This window comes from Enterococcus sp. C74 (genome assembly GCF_040887125.1).
GTDB lineage: Bacteria > Bacillota > Bacilli > Lactobacillales > Enterococcaceae > Enterococcus_B > Enterococcus_B hirae.
This window is the reverse complement of record NZ_JBFOFA010000014.1, coordinates 1-19,313: the sequence shown is the minus strand read 5'-3', so window position 1 is coordinate 19,313 and position 19,313 is coordinate 1. Positions and strand designations below refer to the sequence as shown.

Genomic DNA, 19,313 nt, shown 5'->3' with positions numbered 1-19,313 from the left:
TTTTTGAATAGTTTTTTGATTGTAAAGTACCCTTAGTTCAAATCTTTCTTCAATAAGTCTACCTGTCTACTATTTTAGATTTACTTTTTAATTGTTGCTATACCCATTGTTTTTGGAATTTTTAGGATTTCAATGATTGGCAGAAGCATTAGCGCTCCTAAAACCGCAAAACCTAAGCTATAAGCCAGTGGGATCGACAATTGGATTTCCAATAAATGGATCACCAATGTAATAAATGATACGCCTAACCCTTGAGCTAAAGATTGGACAACTGTATTCAATGTATTGGCGCTATTGCGTTCTTGTGGTGGAATTTCTGATAAACTTAATCCCATAAACGCTGTGAGTGCGAGCGAGCGTCCGATTCCTGAAGCAAAAGCTAGTAACATAATAATCGCTGGAAACGTGGTTGATTCAATGAAAACTAAACAGAAAGAACTACTCAAAATCATTAGGAATGACGCAATCAATGCCCCTTTGTAGTTAAGTGAGCGAATAATCGATGTCGTGAAGGGTTTGATCCCAATATTTCCAATAAAAATGAAAATAACATAACTTCCTGCAACGACTGCTGACCAATGAAAAATATTTTGTAAATAGATCGTCAACAAGTATGGCATCGCTCCGACAGATAACCATAGGATTGCCCCACTGGTTTGGCCAATTCTAAAAGAAGTCTTTGAAAGAGCCTTTAATGAAAATAAGGGGTGTTCGACTTTATTTAAATGTTGATATGTGAACAAAAGAAATATTATTCCACTCACGATACACAAAATTCCTGCTATCTCAAATGAAAGACCGTCTCGTGAAGATAATTCTGCACCGACTACAAGTAAGGTGGATGCCGTTGCCATTTCCACAAAACCGAGCCAATCAAATTTATTTTTGATCAGGTCATGGTCTGACGGAATCAATGAATATCCTAGGATCAAGATCGACATACCGATTGGCAAATTGATCAAAAAAATCCAATGCCAAGTTAAATAGGTAATGATTGCTCCACCCATTATAGGAGCGATCGCAGGTGCGATTAATGCTGGCCAAACAAGATAACTCGTCATTTTTAATAGTTGATCGACTGGCGTTTTTTCAAAAACGATCAATCGTGCAGTAGGTGTCATCAACGCTCCAGAGAAACCTTGTAACATTCGCATTCCTAAAAGAACCCCAAAACTAGGCGCAAGGGCGCTCCCTAATGAACTAATGGTGAATAGGAAAACAGCCAGAAGCCAGATTTTTTTCTTACCAAAATAATTGGCTAACCAGCCACTCATTGGGATAAAAATCGCCACTGTGACTAAATACGCACTGATTAAAAGTGAGATTTGTGACATACTTGTTGAAAAAGTGGTCGCCATTTTGGGTAAAGCTGTTGTAACAATCGTACCATCTAATATTTCCATAAATAAACTCATTGCCATTACTAAGGCAATTTTGATTTGTTGAGACATGTTCTTCCTCCATCATCCTTAATATATCTTTTAGATATATATTTTTTTGTATAAAAGAGACTGTAACTAATAAAAAGTTACAGTATCGTTGCTTTTTTATGACGTTTTAAAATCGACCTGATGTTAAGAACTGTCACGTTTTGTTCTACACCATGATCATGCTTATTCTTCCACATAAGGCAGTTCTGATAGAAAATCTTCTGCCCACTGGATTGCTAACTGGGCTTTTCCAAGTAATAATTCTAACTTTTTAGTCGCATACCAATGATCAATTTTTTTTACTTCGTCTAGTTTTTTTAAATAGCCCTTGATTTCGTCAACCGTGATTTGTTTTTCACGTATGTAGACCGTTAACAATTCTTTTTGTTCGTCTAATGAGAGATGTTGCATCGAATCGAGTTTGATTAAATAAATTTCTTCTGTATGAGCGCCACTGGGAACGTCTTGTTTCATTAATTCAAAAAATCGTTGACGTCCTTTATCAGTAATACTGGCAGTCTTTTGTGTACGGCCTTCTTCATTAACAGTAATAGTGATTAAGCCATTTTTTGCCAACTTGTCTAACAATGGGTATAAAACACCAAAACTGACTTTGCGATTTTTGCCTAAAGAAGCCTGCATTGCATTTCTTAAGTGATAACCATTTTGTGGTGATTCCATCAATTCTCCTAGAACAAACAGTTCATTCATCATGTTTCTTCCTCCTTATCTATCTTTTAGATACAAGAATGATATATCTAAAAGATGCATAAGCCAATCACTTTTCTTTATTAAGGTAATTAAGCAAACCCACTTTGCCATTCACATTCTTTCTGTTCTTAGTTCACCATTAAATAACTATTTTTATATATAATTAATATTAAAAAACATTTATTCAAAACAAAAAACACATAATTAAATAACTTTAATAAAGGAACTCTAAGAACCATTACATGGTATAATGGGAAAAAATTTAGTAGGTGTTAAAATGAGAATGTTAGGAAACTTGATTTGGTTTATTTTTGGAGGCTGTATCGGTGGGATTGGTTGGTTTTTAGCAGGAGTCATTTGGTGTATAACGATCATTGGTATTCCAATCGGGTTACAATGTTTTAAGCTGGCAACTCTTAGCTTTTTCCCATTTGGTAAAGAAGTGATTTATAGCGATAGTGGGACTTCTTTAATTATCAATATCATCTGGTTGATTATCAGTGGACTCCCATTAGCGATTGCCCATGTGATTAGTGGTCTTATACTCTATATTACGATCATTGGTATTCCATTTGGTAAACAGTCGTTTAAATTAGCTAAATTAGCGTTGATGCCTTTTGGTACGAGAATCGTTCTAACCAGATCTTATTATTGATCAGATAGTTAAGAACCTGGTAACAATTTCTAGATCTAAAAAAGCCGAAGAATGTCAAAAAAGAAACAATTTTTGAAATCTTCGGCTTTTTTGTTTGGACAACTTTTAAGAAACACCAGGATCAATTATTGAAGACAACATCAACTATAGATTCACCTCTTTGATCACTGATTGTTCATATTGTTTCGTGCCAGATGATTTGCTGTTGTGCAGCTAATGGTTCTTTAATCATCGTTAAGACTTCCTCTTCAGTCAAAGCATCAGGGTAGTCACTCCAGATAGCAAAATAGGCACCTTGTACTTTTTTCATTTGTTCGTTTGTTAATCGTTGGTTCTCAGGAAATTGATTAATCGTCCAGTGGTCTTGAATCTTTTGAGCTGTAGGATATTTATAACTGGCACCTTCTCCTAAAACAAAATAGAAAAATTGATCGTTGACATTGATCAATTGATGGTCACGAGTGAGAAATTCCCCCGCAGTCGCCATTGTTGCTTGATGTTTCGTCCAATACGTAATTTGAATAGAAGGTTTTAATTTACTTTTCATGAGCAGTCCTTTTTTATAGACACCATCATTCCAAATTCTAGCTTTTTTACCTAATGTTTCGACATAATCTGCTAACTCATTGATGTAGTCGATGAAAACATCATACTGACGGGTTGGATCGTGGTATTCCACGATTGCTTGTGCTTTTAATGCAGGATATTTATCCAACTCTGAAAATTCAATGTATTCATCTGCACCTAAATGGAAATAATCGGAACGATGAAATAACTCTGCATATTCTTTTATCATCTTTTTGATCATGGTAACCGCATCTTTTTTGGTGATATCAAGGGCTCGATTAGTGGGGAAAATCAAAGAATCCTCGCCTTTTCGCTCCATTTGCCATTGTGGATAGATTGCCAACAACCGTTGCAAATGACCAGGACTATCAAACTCTGGAATCACAGAAATCCCCTTTTGCTCCGCATAATCAATCAAATCCGTCATTTCCTGTTTCGTCAAAAATTTCTCTGATGTGATTTCTGGAATTGTTTCGCATTCCAACCGAAATCCTTCATTATCAGAAAAGTGAAGTTGCAAAGCATTCATTTTCAATGAAGCCATGTAGTCTACAAGTTTTTTCAGAAAATCCATTGAATAAAATTTACGACCAATATCTAAAATCACGCCACGCTCTTTTAAAGAAGGTGCTTTTGTAACAGATAATGGCTTGTTTGATTCATTCATCAATTAGCATCCACTCCTTATTCTGCCATTAGTTGCCAACAACCAATGCCCTCCATCGTTTTTCCTGGTACTAAAGTTTCAGATCTCTTTGTCTGTTTTTTTTCAGACAGTTCTTGAATGGTAAAGTTTCTATAATCCAATCCTACCTCAGACAGCAATAAAGATGAAGCGTTTTCTTTATAAAAAAAGTAATAATCGCCATTTTTCTGGGTCACATACCAGCCTTCAGGGGAATCAAACGGTACTGCTCTTGTCTCATAGATTCCTTCGCCATATTTTTCCAACCAATCGCCTAGTCTTTCTAAAATCGCTACCGCTTCTGTAGGTAACTCTCCATTTGGTTTAGGTCCGATTCCTAGTAGTAGATTTCCTCCTTTTGCAACGATCTGGACGAATGATAGAATAACTTCTGCTACTTCTTTATATTCATCATTTGGCCAATAACCCCAATTTTTGGTTAATGGGATATTGCTTTCCCATACTTTGACTGGTGGTTTTTCAGGTATTTTTCTTTCTGGTGTCACATAGTTCTCATAGGCCCCGCCAATGGTTCGATCGACAATTAAGAGATCTGGCTGAGAATGCCTGACTTCACTCGCTATTCTTTCCATATCGAGTTGTTCATTGCCCTGATTCACCCAGCCTCCATCTAACCATAAGATATCAAGTTGGCCATAATTTTGGCTAATTTCAATGAGTTGATTCGTAACAAACCGATCATATTTCTGCCAGATTTCAGGCAACTCTTTGGGGTCATAATTTGCATATCGTCCAGTCGCTTCTCTTTCTGGCAACCAATAATAAGAGCTATGCCAATCTGGTTTTGAATAATAAGCACCTGTCGCTAGTCCTTCCTTTCTAAAAGCGGTGACAACTGCCTTAAAAATGTCTGCTTGAGGCGCTTTATGGTAGGGACATGTCGCTGCAGTTACTTTATAATCCGAATACTTTGTATCATACATTGTAAAGCCGTCATGATGTTTTGTTGTAAAAATCATGTAGCGAAAACCAGCTTGTCGGCACAGCTTTGCCCACTTAGTTGGTTCAAACTTATAAGGATTGAAACTATGGATCAACCCCCAATAATCTTCTCGTAATTCGACCATGTTCGTGCGCCAAGGTATTTTTCTTGCCCAGCTGTCTTCTTGTGACAATTGCCAAGACTCTACAATACCGGGAATACTATACAGCCCCCAATGAAAGATCACGCCCAGTTTTTGATCTTGAAACCAATCGAGTTTTTTTTGGATATTAGCGGGTAACTCTTGGTAATGATCTGTTTCGCTTTGATGGTTTTCGACAATGTCTTTTCGCAGCTTACGGTCTTCGTTTTCCTGTTCAACTGCGGATACACCATGTGCTTTTTTCATGATCATCAACCTTTCTAAATAATTGAATACTTTGTTTAAAGGTAACTGTTTCAACTGTCAAATGAACTTCTCTTGGCAATACTTCTTTAAACGTTTCATCTAAATAGTATAACTGTTCTTTTGTTAGGATCATTTCAACTATTTGTTCTTCCAATGGGGTTAGATGTACTTTTTTAAATGCGAGCAATTCTTTTTCTCGTGGGGGAATAAAACCTTGTTGTTTTTTCCCGTAAATTTGAATCGTCTCTGCTCCACTATGATTACCTGTGTTTTTCAATCGACAAGAAACCTTAATCGAATGATCTTGATGATCGGTAAAGAGTACATCGGTCAATTCAAACGATGTATAGCTTAAGCCATAGCCAAAACGATAGATTGGCTTTTCAGGATAATCGGTATACGTTTCTTTAAATTGAGTATTTCGATAGTTATAATAAACGGGTAATTGACCTGAATGCACGGGAATCGTAAACGCTAATCTACCATTCGGATTTTTCCCAAAAAGAACATTTGCGATCGCTTTTCCTCCGTATTGTCCTGGATAGCCAGCGAAAAGAATCGCTGAAACATGTGGTTCAATCGCTGAGATACTATGAGGTCGGCCTTCAATCAAAACGGCAATGACTGGTTTTCCATGTTTTGCTAATTCCTTGACTAGTTTAATTTGGCATTCCGGTAGTTCGATCGAGGCTAGGTCAATATTTTCCCCACTAGTCATTTCTTGTGATCCCTGTAATGCAGCGCCATTTTTAGCAAAAGCCGTTGAAAAATCTCTGGCACTGGACCCACCTAAAGTCACGACAATGACATCTGCATTTTCAGCTACTTGATTTGCTTCGTCTAGTCCTTGAGGTAGATCAGTTGTGATCTGACAGCCTTGAGCAAAAGCCAATTGGGTAGTTGAATTTGCCGTGTGCTCTTCGATCCCCTGCAATAGATTGCAACATGATGCTATTTTTTTAAAAGGCGTGTAATCACCTAATAGATGATAGATATTATTCGCATGAGGTCCTACAACTCCAATTTGATTTAATTTCTCTTTTTTCAAAGGTAATATATTGTCATTTTTCAACAATACTAGACTGTCTTCTGCCAAAGCTGTACACAACGTTTCTTTTTGTGCCGAAGTAAAAGAAACTTTCGGTGAACTTTGGCTAGAGAAAAGACCTAATTCGCTTTTCAACTCAAGAATTCTTAAAACAGAACGATCAATCACTTCTTCATTTACCAGCCCAATAGCCACTGCTTGTTCTAGATAAGGAAACACCTCGTCCCATAAGCTAAGATCAACTCCACTAGAGATGGCTTTGGCTGCAGCCATTGATGGATCGCCACAAGTTTCTGCCACTCGATCTAATGCACAACCATCGGCCATGATGATTCCAGAGAACCCGTATTCTTCTCGTAAAATTTCTTGTAACAAATGGGGATTCGTGTGACAAAATACACCATCAATATCGTTATACGCTGCCATACAGCCTTTTGCGCCAGCTTTAATTCCTGCTCGAATGGCGGGTAAATGGATTTCCCTTAACTCACGCTCTCCGATTGCCACTGGACCAGAATTATGTCCTCCCATGACGTTTCCTTGACCAGCCAAATGTTTTAACACAGCTTTAATTTTTTGTTCTTTTTGTAAACCAGTTACAGCTGCTTGGGTAAAGGCTGCTGTTAGATACGGATCTTCACTAAAACATTCTTCTGTTCTGCCCCAGCGTGGATCTCTTAATAGATCTAAAGTCGAAATTAGTCCAAGATGAGCTCCTTTTTCTTGTAACTCAGCAGCCACGATTTCCTGCAATTGTTGATAAAGTTCGGGATTCCAACTACATCCTACTGAAAAATTCGTTGGCAGTGTGGTGGCTTCTAAGGCTTGATGCCCATGGGGACATTCTTCGGATAATAAGACCGGGATTTTTAAACGGGTTTCTTTTTTCATGTATTGTTGAATCATTTGACTGACTTCTTGTGCCTCACTGGTTGTTAAACCAGTCAGCTCATTTCTTTCAGACCAAGGATCGGCACGAAATACCCCATAAATGACACCGACCGTGCCATATTTTTTCACTTCATTTTTGAAATAGTCCGTCAAAAAAAGCTTTCCGTCTTTTTTTTCGTAGACTTGCCAGCCATACAATCGTTGATTCAATTGTCCAACTTTTTCTTTTAGTGTCATTTTTTGCAACAATTTTTGCAAATCACCCATCGTTCTGCTCCTTTAATTGGATTTTGAAGGTATGGATCTCGTAAGGTTTGAACACCACTGTTACCTCATGCTCACTGTCTAAAGCGACTGTTTCAATCGGATTTTCTAATAGATCGCAAATCTGTACATGTTGAATTGGCTGAGAAAATTTTAAGACCGTTGTTGTTTGGCGATTTTCAAATTCATAAGCCCGCATAATGATGGATCCATCCGTTTCAGCTTTCTTTAAGGTTTCCAGACAAATGTTTCGTTCTTGACAGTTCACCCACGAACCTTCTGGTAAAGTTTTCTGTTCTTGACGAACAGCCAAACAAGGGATATTTAATTGACGAGCTTCTTCTTGGGTCTTCGCTTCCTTCCACGTTTGAGCATGGCAATAAAGCGAGTAGGTGAACTGATGATTGCCTTGATCTGCTGTTTCATAAGGATCTGTGGCGGATTTGATCAATGAGACTCCTAAATGTTGGTATTGAGCATCAAAGCCATACTTTGAATCTGTCAATAATGAAATCCCATAGCCATCATCGGATAGATCGACCCATTTATGTCCACATACTTCAAACTTTGCTTTGTCCCACGAAGTATTTTTATGCGCCGGTCGTTGTAGATTGCCAAACTGGATATCATAAGTCGCTTGATAGGCATTAACAGGCACTGGAAACTCCGCTCGAAGGAGACTATGATTTTGCTGCCAATCAACCTTCGTTTCAAAATCGATTCGTGCTTTTCCGTGAATCAAATGGATGTATTGCGTAATGGTCGAATCATAAAATTTTCTAACGATTTTCAACGTATCCCGAATCGGACCTTGATCAACAATCAATGCTTCTTGAATATCGGTAATGATTGTTGGTTTATTTTTATAGTAAAAGTCAATGTCCCATGCATCATAATTTAAAGGCAGATCTTCGTAAACCAGTAGTTCGTTCACTGCTTTCTTACCAGCGATTTCTCGTTGGTTCTTTTTATCGAATGCACTGATCATACGATAGTGTTCGTCGAATAAAAGACTAAAGTCTTGTGTCTCGTATTGCTTAGTTAAAGGAGTGGTTTCCGTTTTAGTCGTGACTTCACGATCTAATTTTACAATAGTGTAATAACTCCCACCGAGAGCAGGTAAATGATCGAATCGTCCTAAGAATTGTCCATCATACGTTTTTTGGCTGACAATCGACTGACCTTGATGTTCCAGACATTCTCCTGATTCCAGTGGTAATGGAACGATGACTTGTTCACTTACTCCGCTAGGGTTGAACAGATAAAGAAACTGTCCTGCATCGTGACTTGGCAACACTGTGTCAATTAATTGGTTCATTTCAGTGAAAAGTTCGTGATAATCAATATCTGTCTGATCATAAACTTCTTTGATTCCGCTTCCTGGAAGAATATCATGGAATTGATTTAACAATAATTGTTTCCATGATTTTTCCAACATTTCAGCTGGATATTTTTCTCGGGCAAAGATACTATATAATTTTTCAACTGTCTGTAATAACGTTTCACCAAATCGATTGTTGCGCTTGTTTTTCCCGATTGAAGTGTATGTTCCTCGATGGTATTCAAAATACAGTTCTCCGAGCCACTCTTTTTCCTGATGTTTGGTCATTTTTTCTGAGAGTTCTTCAAAAAAATCAATTGCTGTGCTTTCAATGACTTGGGGCATACTTGGCAAACCTTTTTTCATGCGTTTCAACGTTTCCAACATGTCTCGTGTTGGTCCTCCGCCACCGTCTCCATAACCGTAAGCGATCAGAATACTGTCATTGACATCCTTATCTAAGTAGCGTTCCCAACTTCCTTTCACCGTATAAGGATCGAGTAGTCCATTGTAAGTCGTATAATAAGGTGTCGGGCTATAACCGTCACTGATTGTCGTAATAAAATGAGTTAGCGCTCGGCTACCATCGATTCCTTGCCAAAAAAAGCTGTCATAAGGGATCTGATTGAATTGATTCCAAGAAAGTTTTGTTGTCATGAAATAGGGCGTGTTTGTTTTTTTCAAAATTTGCGGTAAAGCTGCAGAATAACCAAAAACATCTGGCAACCATAAAATTTGACTTTCTTGACCAAACTCTTCGCGTATAAATTGTTTCCCATAAAGAAATTGACGGACCAATGATTCACCTGAAGCAAGATTACAATCTGCTTCTACCCACATAGCCCCTTCTGGAATCCACTTGCCTGCAACAATTTTTTCTTTGATTTTCTCATATAGTTGCGGATAGGTATCTTTGATCAATTGATACATTTGTGGTTGACTCTGAATGAAAGTCAGTTCATCATATTCCTCCATTAATTTCAATACAGTCGAAAAACTACGTTCTCCCTTTTCAACCGCCTGCATCACTGTCCATAACCAAGCCAAATCGATATGTGTATGACCAACAACCAAGGCACGAGGAGCATTTTTTACTAAGCCTGCTTGATAAAATGCACGTTCTAAGTGTTCTTTTGCTTTCATTAATCCTTGATAATATTCTGAGCTATAAGGTTTATAAAAATTCAATTGATCAACTACTTGTCCTAATTCTCTTTCATAATAGATATAATTCGAGTCATGCTCGTTTAGCGATCGCCAACTATCCAATATCACGAACAAATCGTAATAGAGTTCATAAGACAAAGGATCGATCAGCCTTAGCTCAACCGTCAAAGGATATTTTTTTTCCTCCCGACCTGAAAAAACCTCGATTTGCAATGGAATCCGATCTCTTGAGGCATATTCTTTGGGTAACCGCAAAGTCGTATGGTTAACATCTAACCCTTGGATCAGCTGATCATCAAAATACACTTTTATTTGAGGGTTTGTCGTTGAATCCCATTCAGTTAGTGAAGAAAATATTGCTAAATCGACTGTTTGATTTTGAAATTCATTTGGTAAACAGAGTTCTCCTGCAATTGTATAGTACTGATTTTTTTCGCCAAAATAAGCACCTCTTTCAAATTCTTTTGTCCCCGTTTCAGAATGAAAAACTAAATTCTCAACAGGTATCGCAGTTTTGATCATGTTCTTTTTTAACTCTATGATGATTCGTTGCACACGTTCAAATTCTAGTAATTTTTTCACACTATTCCTCTTTTCTAGTGAAAAGCCAGGAAACAACTAAAAAAATTGAGCTCCTGGCTTGTACTATCTGTATTATTTTTGTTCTTTTTTCCAACTATCATATTGTGTTTGCATTTCCGTGATAATTTCATCTAGTCCAGCCGCATTCATTTTTTTCTTCATATTATTCAAATTCTCTTGTGTTTCAACTGAGCCAGTGTTGATCAATGCTTTAAATTCTTCTTGTACGTTATTCAAAGCAGCAAGTTGCGTTGTCACAGCTTTCGTGTCAAAGTTGAATCCAAGTGCTGGGGATGCTTCTGCTTGCTCATTATAAGATTTCAACACTTCCCATTCGTCTGTTGGCGCACCTTCTTGGTGATAAAGATTGAAGTAATTCCCAAACATATAAAATGGCATCGTATAATTACTATGAGCATCTAACCATTTGATTGTCTTCTCCCCAGTTTTTTCATAATGTGTTCCTTCAATACCATAGGATAAGAGGTTCATCAATTTTTCGTCGGTATTCACAGCTTCTAATAGCTTCATCGCTTCTTTTGGATGTTTCGAGTTCGCACTGATCACCGTACCGCCACCCATTGCTGAAGCATTCGTCACAATTGAATCTACCATAGGCGTTACCACTACATCTTTTTTCACTTGGTCTTTGACTGTTGCTGTATCAAGTGGTCCCATCACGGTTGAAGTAACAAACCATTCTTTCCCAACAATATCGGTTTGTTTTGCCAGTGCTGCATCTTTATTCACATAGCCTTTTTTCATAAAATCTCTCACTTTTTCAACCCGTTCAACGTATGGTTTCTCAAAATAATAATTGACGATCTTCCCTTCATCTCCTTCAAGGTTGATCCCAACGGATGTTGATAATTCATCGAATTTATAAGGGTTTCGGTAACCTTCAGACATGTACCAAGGATTGATTCCTTCTTTTTCCTTGATCGTTTTGAGCCATGGTTCAAGTTCATCATAGGTTTTGATTGATTCGTACGGAACATCATATTTATCAACTAGTTCTTTATTAAAGACAAAATATTCCGTAGCAGCGATTTCTTTTTGCGCTGGTACCCCATATATTGGTTAAATAATTAAATCCTCCTAGCCAAGAAGCAGTAAATGCGAGATCAAAGCTTTCTCCGGCATTGACCAGTGCGCTCATCTTTTGGTCATATTCACCCCAGTCAATTTGATTAAGAGACACTGTGACATTATATTTGTCCTTTGTATACTTATTGACCGCCTCATTCACTTTTGCCACATCTTTTTGTGGAATACCCGTTATGTACCAAGTAAGATCCACCGTACCAGACTCACTCGCATTACTGGTTTTGTTACTTGAACATCCTGTTAAAAGACCTCCTGCTAATAATGCAGCTCCTAGCAATACAAATTTTTTCATTATTTTTCCTCCTATACTATTCTTTCACTGCGCCAACAGTTAAACCACCAATAAAATATTTTTGAAAAAAAGGATATGCAATCAAGATCGGTAAAGTAGCTACTACTACCACCGCCATTTTGATCGTTTCAGTGGGTAAAGCACCGGTTTGGGTCATCCCCATTTTTCCAGCATTGTTTGCAATAAATTCAATATTATTCTCCATCTTCATCAACAAATACTGTAACGGTACCAATTGATTATTATCGGTATAAAGTAATGCTGAAAACCAATCATTCCAATAGCCTAAGGTTAAAAATAAGGCAATGGTTGCGATACCTGGTAACGATAACGGAAGTACGATTTTAAAATAAATCAACCACTCACTGGCACCATCGATATATGCTGATTCAATCAATGCTTCTGGGACAGACATTTGATAAAACGTTTTCAAAACCATGATTGAAAATGTGGACATACACAAAGGTAAAATCAATGCCCAGATAGAGTTCCTCAACCCTAAAACATTCACAACCACAATGTAATTACCAATCATCCCACCGCTAAACAACATGGGTATCAAAGAATACCTTGATAAAAACCCTCGATAAGCGTAAGTCTTTCGAGAAAGGGTATACGCAAAGGTCGACATTAAAAACACACCGATGACGGTCCCAATGATCGTAATGAAAATCGTTGTACCGAAAGCGGAAAAAATCGCTCCTTCTTCAAAAATTGCTTGAAACGCTGCTAGGCTCCATTTTTCAGGTAGCAGCCGGTACCCGTTTCGTTGGATCGATTCTGAATCAGTAAAGGCGATAATACAAACTAAAATAAAAGGAACAGCAGTTAAAAAGGTCAATATCCCTAAACCCAGACTAATCAAAAGGTTATTTTTTTTACTGATTCGTCCAAATCGGTTCAAAGATTCACCTAGTGTTTTTTTTGCTTCCACTCTTTTTCCTCCCTTAAAAGATTCCTTGTGTTTTATCGATTTTTTTGACGATCATGTTGGTTCCTAACACTAAAAAGAAGCCAACTACTGACTGCAACAGTCCACCAGCAGCCGATAAACCGATATCTCCCATAGACGACAATCCGCGATAGATATAAGTGTCAATGGTTTGTGTCACATTAATAAGCGCCCCTGAATCTTTTGGCACTTGATAAAACAATCCGAAGTCTGTCCGAAAGATCCCCCCTACTGCTAAAATCGTCAACATAATGATCACCGGTTTCAACATAGGAATCGTGACATACCAGATTTGTTGGAATTTTGTTGCTCCATCAAGATTAGCTGCTTCGTAATAAGATTTATCAAACCCGCATATTGCGGCTAAAAAAATAATCATATTGTAGCCCATCGTTTTCCACATTTGTACAACGACTAAAATATAAGGCCAATACTTTGCTTGCATATAAAATTGGATCGGCTCTTTCCCAATACTTATCAAAAACTGATTGATAAACCCATTTGTCGGGTCCAAAAATGCAAATACGATATAACTGACAACGACCATCGAAAGAAAGTAAGGAATAAACATGACACTTTGATACAATTTTGATAGTCGCTTACTGAAAATTTCATTTAACAATAATGCAAGGATCAATGGCACGATGATTCCCATAACAATGAACAGCACATTATAACCAACCGTGTTGCGAATAATCAGGCTAGCATTCCCACTTTTAAAAATAAATTCAAAGTTTTTAAAAGCGACCCAATCACTCTTCATAAAACTTTCAAAAAAATTACCACTTAATCGAAAATCTTTAAACGCCACTAAAATCGCAAAAAGTGGAAAATAGGAAAATATCGCAAACCAAATGATTCCTGGTAAAGAAAGGAAAAATAAAGGTCGGTTTTTTTTAAATGTTTTTAACACACGATTTTCCTGCTTCTTTTTGACAAATGTTGCTGCTAATTTTTCTTCCATCCTGTTCAACTCCTTATCTATGTTTATCATAAAGCAAATAAAGCGCTTTCTCAATTTGCGATTTTATAGATTTATTGGCAAAATTATAGACAATATTTTTTGTATGTAATAAAGACACAAAAAAGAAGAGTCTGGAATATCACTCTTCTCGAAAAATGATTCATGATTTCATTATTGGTTTTGCTACGCCTTTCTTAGTCATAAAAAATGATAAAAGAATGATTTTTCATTTTAGATTCAACGGCTCTCTTTCATTATCGAACTTGCGTGCTTTATTGGGGGTTATTCCGTATTCTTTTTTATAATGACGATAAAATAAACTGATATCATCATATCCTAAGGCTTTTGCGATCACAGTAATTCTTTCCGTACTCTCTTTGATTCGCTGATTGGCTTCTCTCATACGAATTTTTTTATCATATTCACTAAAACTCATATTCAATTCTTTTAAAAAAAGCTGTCCAAGATAGGCTGGATTCATATGAAATCGCTCAGCTAATGATTTTAAAGAGTAGCGTTTCGTGAAATCCTGATTGACTAGATATAAGATTTGGTCAATCACTGGAGAATGACTTTTTGTGGTACAACTTATTTCAGTCAGTTTTGAACAGATCGTACCTATCTTTTTCTTAAAAACTGATTTGTCTGCTGTCTTTAATGCGTAGATCAATGGTTGTAACTCTTGATAAGCTTGTTCTTGTTTTTCCAGAGTAGCAATCCCTTTGTGAAGTGCGATCAGCAAGTAATGACATACTAACGACTGAATCGGATGGTCTTTCCATTGATCAATATTGGCAATAGCTAATTGTTGGAATGCTTCAATCGATTGGTTTTCAAGATAAGCTAAACTTTTAAAATAAATTTTCTGCGTTAGTTGGTATTCGTTGATCAATGTAGTTTTAGGAAATAGATCAATGACTAATGGGTTTTCCAAGATATTTTTACTTTCCATAAATGGTTCAATACTTCGATAAGAATGCGTGATCTCAATTAATGAATGGCAGCCACTACCGATGACCGCGAATAAATCAAATGTCTCACATAAATATTGAATACTTAACCGATAATGTTGTTCTTCTTTAGGAGAAAAAAACAAAAGAAGTTTATTCGGTTCCAATAAAAGGCTATAAGGTTGGACGAATAATACCGATAACTGCTCAGAAACACGTTCAAAAAGTTTATCATTATAAAAAGCACCTTCTAGGTAAGTGATGGTATAATTTTGCCAATCCGTGATTGGTTCAAGGATGTCCTGCCATTTTGCTAATTCCGTTGACGAAATTTCTTGATGCAGCAATTTCCGCAACAAATTGACACGAAACACATCAATCTGTTGATTGTTCTTCAAATGCTGAAAGAGTTTTTCTTCTTTTATTTCTCTTGTCAACTTCCCAAAAGTAGTGGCTAACTCAATAGGATCAACTGGTTTTAAAAGATAATCACTGCTTCCAATGAGAATGGCTTGTTTCAGATAACTAAAATCATCATAACTACTGATAAAGATGATTTTTATTTGTTTTTGTACACAACGTGCCTTTTTAGCAAGTGCCAATCCATCAATATCAGGCATTCTGATATCTGTTAATAAAATATCAATAGCTACCTCATTTAGGATTTTCAATGCTTCAATACCGGAAGTTGTTTTAAATGTCGTGAAATTTTTTATGTTACCGGTTGTTTTTTTTAGCAGTTTCTCAATTCCTTCTGTGATTAACGGTTCATCATCAACTAGTAAAACATTCACACGATCTCCCCTCCTCTTTTTTTAGGCATGGTGATTTGAAATTTCACATAATCTTCTTGCGTAGTAAATGTTACGCCATACTGATGACCAAAGCGTTGTTTGATTCGATAATCTACCCCAAATAAGCCAGTAGGGGCAGTCATCTCCAGATCATGGCTGTTTTGAGCAAGTTGTTTTTGGATTCTTTGTTTTTCTACTTTTGGAATTGGCTTTCCGTTATTTACTACTTCAATGTACAACCGATCATCCTTTTCAAAACAATGGATCTCGATGAAGTTATCCTGGCGTTGCGAATCAATCCCGTGATGAATAAAATTTTCGATGATTGGTTGGATCGTAAATTTCTCAATCAGCAAAGATTCAAGACTTGGATCACAAACGATATCATAAAATAGTGCATCTTCAAAACGTATTTCAAAAAGACTAAGATAAGCATCACAATATTCCAATTCTTCCGCTAAACAAATGACATCTTTCCCCTTGATCAATTTACGGTATAATGTTGCAGCATTTAAGAGCATTCCTGCCACTGCGTGATCTTCATTTAGTTCTGCTTTCATTCGAATTGCTTCTAACGTATTGTAAAGAAAGTGTGGATTGATCTGAGACCGAATACTTTGGATCTGATAATCCTTTTGTTTAATCTTACTTTTATAAACTTGATGAATCTGGTCATTTAACTGATACGCTAATTCATCAATACTAGAAGAGATCAAAGAAATCGCATCATCACTTTTATAGTCGTCTGATTGAGCGAACTTTTCAGGGTCAAAATTCCCTGTTTTTACTTTGGTAATTTTTTGAGTTAGTTGAGAGAGTCTTCCCTCTATTTTTTGCAAATACTGAAATAGAAATGGGAAAAAACCTAAAAACACAAGGATGGCAAAAAAAGAGTAGACAGTATAGATCAAAGAATATTCTGTAAAAACATTGGCATACTTTGTCGTGGCTGTAACCACGTAATGTTCTGCTTGACGTTGGTCTAGAACATATTTTGGTTTTATCTCCGGTGGAATAGGGTTGTTTTTGTAGAAAACTTGAATATTGCCGTTGTTTCTTAACACTTGATAATGAATCTTTTCAAATAATGGAGAAATATCATAATAAAAATAGACATCTGCTGCGTAACTTAAATCTGTTTCTTTATGTAATTCTTTGTGAAATCCAATCAGATTTCTATTCTTATTTATCTTAAAAATTTGCTTTTTTGTCTTTTCGATATCGTTTGGGTCTGCTAGATGAAATTTATCCACTTTTTTCATCGTGGTTGTCTGATCTTTATGAAAGACTACGCTACGTTTCGTCTGCGCATGATAAATAACTACAGTTGACAAATAATCATTCATTTTAAAGGACTGATTAACAAAATTTTGGGTTCCATTATACTTTGAACCGGCATGTTTCATGTAAGTAGTCGTTTTGTATTCGTAGTATTCTGCGAGTGATAAATTAGTAATTTGCCTCAAATCTTCCAAATCAGGTTGTTCCGCATACAAAAGCGCCAGCATATTATCTGTTGCATTTTTCATCATCATAATTTCTGTATAAAAATTTAAGTTGATTTCCTTTAGATTTTCATCTCTTTTTTGATGGAAAGAAACTGTGATGAGATAAATAATAAAGAATAACACTAATAAACTAACGCTCATCCACAACATGTAACGATAAAAAGCGTGTTTCAAAAGGTTATGTTTAATCCTCGTTATGCTTTTAGTCATTTCTCGGATCCAATCCCTTAATACTCGCTATCCGAGTTTGTAAAAATGGTGCATAAAAAGTTAAAAACAAGTAGCAGTAGCCACTAAAACCGACAAAAAAGAAGATAGCTGGCGAGCGTGGAAACAATAAAAGAACAAATAACAGATAGGCAATCGTAAAAAGCTGTAATTGCCATTTTTGAAAAGATAAAATCATCGCATTCAACAACGTTTTTAAAAAGGTGTTTTGGAAAAGGATCGTTTCCATGATAGCAAAAGGAAGGATCAACATCCCGTAGACCGCTAAAATAGCATAAATAATGACAAATATAGAAAAAATTGGAGAAAGTTCAACCATAAAAAAGAGAAATCCTATTGAAGCAATCAGACTGATGAGCAAATAGACAGGTAAACTATCCCAAGAACATGCCTTAGCGATGCTCCGCCAAAAAAATCGGAGATTGCTTTCCTGTTTCTTAATAATAAACTGATACAGCGATTCAAATAGTGCGATCAATGAAATAGCAAACAGAATCATAAAGAGACCCATTAAGATTAGATATAAAGTAACTCCTTGATAAATCATCAAATAAAGGTAACTAAACAGCGGTAAATTTACAACAATAAAAAAAAGATTGTTTATGACTACATAAATGATCTGTGATGCTACATCATATATTTTTTCTTCCCTTGTCATTTGAATACCCTCCCTAACCAATGTACTATTTTACGTATCTACCTTAACATAAAAGCGTTTTCTTGTAACGGCTATTTCAATTAATTTTTCTCTTTGCTCATTCTTTCTTTTCTTCATATGACCAACTAATATAGGATGTTCTTTCTTTTTACGAACAAAACCGTACGCATTGGTTCAACTTTTAAAAAAGGTATCCCAGCTTTTGTCTGTAGACTATTTCCAGATGATTTTTAGACTTCCAAAATAACCGTTTTCTCTCTGACTCTTTCGTTCAAATTTTACTTCAACATCTATATTTTCTTTCAATTATTTAAATATTAAATAAAAAAAGTCTAATAATTTATTCTTTTATTCTCTTTATCCACACATTGATTCTTGCTATACTAAGAACGATTGAAAGTTGGAGGTGATGTGTGTGAAAGTGTACTATATTGAAGATAATGTATTCCATCAAGAAGAATTTCGTAAACAATATAATCGTAGTGCTAATTTAGCAGCAATTTCGTTAACCATCCCCTTGCCTTCTCAATTAGAAAAATTCTATGCTGACCTTGATTTTATGCCTATCCAAGACTCAGATATTTTTATTGTTGATATTGAATTGAATCGTTTTCATTCTGGGATTGATTTTAGCAAAAAAATTCGTCAGAGAAATCATTCTTGTTACATCCTGTTTTTGACGAATGACACAACTAAAGGGATGGAGATTATCAATCAAAATATTCGAACAGATAAATACTATAGTAAAAAAGACATCATGGAAGCTGTAAATGGCTTGGAAGAATTATTGTTCAACCATTCGAATTTGCAACAAGGACAAAGTAAACTCATTAAAATCGAATCACTTTCTAAAATCTATTTAATCGACCCTAAAGAAGTCAATTACTTAAGTAAGATCACAGGTTCTCGTTCGACTATTGAATTTTTCTGTCAAACAGAATTTTTTTTGATTCATGGGAAAATTGAAGAACTAAAACAGACGTTTCAAAACTTTCATTTTTTCAATGATTTGAAGAGTTACTCCATCAATCCAGCTAACATTAAATTAGTAGATAAAAAAAACAATGAAATTGTGTTTAAAAATGATGATACCTTGATCCTTAGCCGTCGAAGCATAAAAAAATTAGTAGATTTTATGGAACATCTGAAAAATGAAAATCATTTGGTTCATTAGTCCCATACGTACA

At 36.1% G+C, this 19,313-nt stretch carries 15 protein-coding genes; 2 read left to right on the top strand and 13 right to left on the bottom strand.

Translation table 11 applies throughout. The features are described from left to right. Nucleotides 1-80 precede the first annotated feature (80 nt). The gene (locus AB3H93_RS13225) at nt 81-1,451 is read right to left on the bottom strand and encodes an MFS transporter (RefSeq protein ID WP_368020687.1); all 1,371 of its coding nucleotides are present in this window, start codon (nt 1,449-1,451) and stop codon (nt 81-83) included. A gap of 162 nt (nt 1,452-1,613) precedes the next feature. Next, the gene (locus AB3H93_RS13220; RefSeq protein WP_207494017.1) at nt 1,614-2,144 is read right to left on the bottom strand and encodes a PadR family transcriptional regulator; all 531 of its coding nucleotides are present in this window, start codon (nt 2,142-2,144) and stop codon (nt 1,614-1,616) included. Nucleotides 2,145-2,418: 274 nt separating this feature from the next. Between AB3H93_RS13220 and AB3H93_RS13215 the strand changes: the two genes are divergently transcribed. Then, nucleotides 2,419-2,796, top strand: a complete 378-nt coding sequence (locus AB3H93_RS13215; protein WP_010718913.1) for a YccF domain-containing protein — start codon at nt 2,419-2,421, stop codon at nt 2,794-2,796. A 175-nt stretch (nt 2,797-2,971) separates the two neighbouring features. Here AB3H93_RS13215 and AB3H93_RS13210 read toward each other — a convergent pair whose 3' ends face one another. The 11 genes from AB3H93_RS13210 to AB3H93_RS13160 all read right to left on the bottom strand — a co-directional run bounded on the left by AB3H93_RS13210 (nt 2,972) and on the right by AB3H93_RS13160 (nt 18,126). After that, complete coding sequence (locus AB3H93_RS13210; protein ID WP_368020686.1) at nt 2,972-4,030, bottom strand: family 20 glycosylhydrolase; 1,059 nt, start codon at nt 4,028-4,030, stop codon at nt 2,972-2,974. Between the two features lie 17 nt (nt 4,031-4,047). Beyond that, nucleotides 4,048-5,400, bottom strand: coding sequence for an alpha-L-fucosidase (locus tag AB3H93_RS13205; protein ID WP_368020685.1), 1,353 nt, complete (start codon nt 5,398-5,400; stop codon nt 4,048-4,050). Then, nucleotides 5,369-7,606: a glycoside hydrolase family 3 N-terminal domain-containing protein gene (locus tag AB3H93_RS13200; protein ID WP_368020684.1), complete on the bottom strand. Its 2,238-nt coding sequence runs from the start codon at nt 7,604-7,606 to the stop codon at nt 5,369-5,371. Before AB3H93_RS13200 ends, AB3H93_RS13205 begins: the two co-directional genes overlap by 32 nt. Then, on the bottom strand, nt 7,599-10,673 hold the full coding sequence (locus tag AB3H93_RS13195; RefSeq protein WP_368020683.1) for an alpha-mannosidase: 3,075 nt from the start codon (nt 10,671-10,673) through the stop codon (nt 7,599-7,601). The genes AB3H93_RS13200 and AB3H93_RS13195 overlap by 8 nt, the downstream gene beginning before the upstream one ends. A gap of 72 nt (nt 10,674-10,745) precedes the next feature. Then, the gene (locus AB3H93_RS13190; protein ID WP_368020693.1) at nt 10,746-11,654 is read right to left on the bottom strand and encodes an ABC transporter substrate-binding protein; all 909 of its coding nucleotides are present in this window, start codon (nt 11,652-11,654) and stop codon (nt 10,746-10,748) included. 40 nt (nt 11,655-11,694) lie between these two features. Continuing rightward, nucleotides 11,695-12,072 carry a hypothetical protein gene (locus tag AB3H93_RS13185; RefSeq protein WP_368020682.1) on the bottom strand — a complete coding sequence of 126 codons (378 nt, stop codon included), beginning with the start codon at nt 12,070-12,072 and terminating at the stop codon, nt 11,695-11,697. A gap of 16 nt (nt 12,073-12,088) precedes the next feature. Continuing rightward, the gene (locus AB3H93_RS13180) at nt 12,089-13,006 is read right to left on the bottom strand and encodes a carbohydrate ABC transporter permease (protein ID WP_010737756.1); all 918 of its coding nucleotides are present in this window, start codon (nt 13,004-13,006) and stop codon (nt 12,089-12,091) included. Between the two features lie 13 nt (nt 13,007-13,019). Next, nucleotides 13,020-13,988 carry a sugar ABC transporter permease gene (locus AB3H93_RS13175; RefSeq protein ID WP_010718906.1) on the bottom strand — a complete coding sequence of 323 codons (969 nt, stop codon included), beginning with the start codon at nt 13,986-13,988 and terminating at the stop codon, nt 13,020-13,022. 226 nt (nt 13,989-14,214) lie between these two features. Next, nucleotides 14,215-15,732 carry a response regulator gene (locus AB3H93_RS13170; RefSeq protein ID WP_368020681.1) on the bottom strand — a complete coding sequence of 506 codons (1,518 nt, stop codon included), beginning with the start codon at nt 15,730-15,732 and terminating at the stop codon, nt 14,215-14,217. Then, nucleotides 15,729-17,450 (bottom strand): sensor histidine kinase, encoded by a 1,722-nt coding sequence (locus AB3H93_RS13165; protein WP_368020680.1) that lies wholly within the window; start codon nt 17,448-17,450, stop codon nt 15,729-15,731. The genes AB3H93_RS13170 and AB3H93_RS13165 overlap by 4 nt, the downstream gene beginning before the upstream one ends. Continuing rightward, nucleotides 17,443-18,126, bottom strand: a complete 684-nt coding sequence (locus tag AB3H93_RS13160) for a hypothetical protein (RefSeq protein WP_368020679.1) — start codon at nt 18,124-18,126, stop codon at nt 17,443-17,445. The genes AB3H93_RS13165 and AB3H93_RS13160 overlap by 8 nt, the downstream gene beginning before the upstream one ends. A 409-nt stretch (nt 18,127-18,535) precedes the next feature. On the opposite strand from AB3H93_RS13160, the gene AB3H93_RS13155 reads away from it, so the two are divergent. Then, nucleotides 18,536-19,300, top strand: a complete 765-nt coding sequence (locus AB3H93_RS13155; protein WP_368020678.1) for a LytTR family transcriptional regulator DNA-binding domain-containing protein — start codon at nt 18,536-18,538, stop codon at nt 19,298-19,300. The last annotated feature ends 13 nt before the right edge of the window (nt 19,301-19,313 follow it).

Bases quoted from the DNA above. Each gene is read 5' to 3' on its own strand.
- AB3H93_RS13215 (WP_010718913.1), top strand. From the start codon at position 2,419: ATGAGAATGTTAGGAAACTTGATTTGGTTTATTTTTGGAGGCTGTATC.
- AB3H93_RS13155 (WP_368020678.1), top strand. From the start codon at position 18,536: ATGTGTGTGAAAGTGTACTATATTGAAGATAATGTATTCCATCAAGAA.
- AB3H93_RS13225 (WP_368020687.1), bottom strand. From the start codon at position 1,451: ATGTCTCAACAAATCAAAATTGCCTTAGTAATGGCAATGAGTTTATTT.
- AB3H93_RS13200 (WP_368020684.1), bottom strand. From the start codon at position 7,606: ATGGGTGATTTGCAAAAATTGTTGCAAAAAATGACACTAAAAGAAAAA.
- AB3H93_RS13210 (WP_368020686.1), bottom strand. From the start codon at position 4,030: ATGAATGAATCAAACAAGCCATTATCTGTTACAAAAGCACCTTCTTTA.
- AB3H93_RS13220 (WP_207494017.1), bottom strand. From the start codon at position 2,144: ATGATGAATGAACTGTTTGTTCTAGGAGAATTGATGGAATCACCACAA.
- AB3H93_RS13165 (WP_368020680.1), bottom strand. From the start codon at position 17,450: ATGACTAAAAGCATAACGAGGATTAAACATAACCTTTTGAAACACGCT.
- AB3H93_RS13175 (WP_010718906.1), bottom strand. From the start codon at position 13,988: ATGGAAGAAAAATTAGCAGCAACATTTGTCAAAAAGAAGCAGGAAAAT.
- AB3H93_RS13205 (WP_368020685.1), bottom strand. From the start codon at position 5,400: ATGAAAAAAGCACATGGTGTATCCGCAGTTGAACAGGAAAACGAAGAC.
- AB3H93_RS13185 (WP_368020682.1), bottom strand. From the start codon at position 12,072: ATGAAAAAATTTGTATTGCTAGGAGCTGCATTATTAGCAGGAGGTCTT.
- AB3H93_RS13160 (WP_368020679.1), bottom strand. From the start codon at position 18,126: ATGACAAGGGAAGAAAAAATATATGATGTAGCATCACAGATCATTTAT.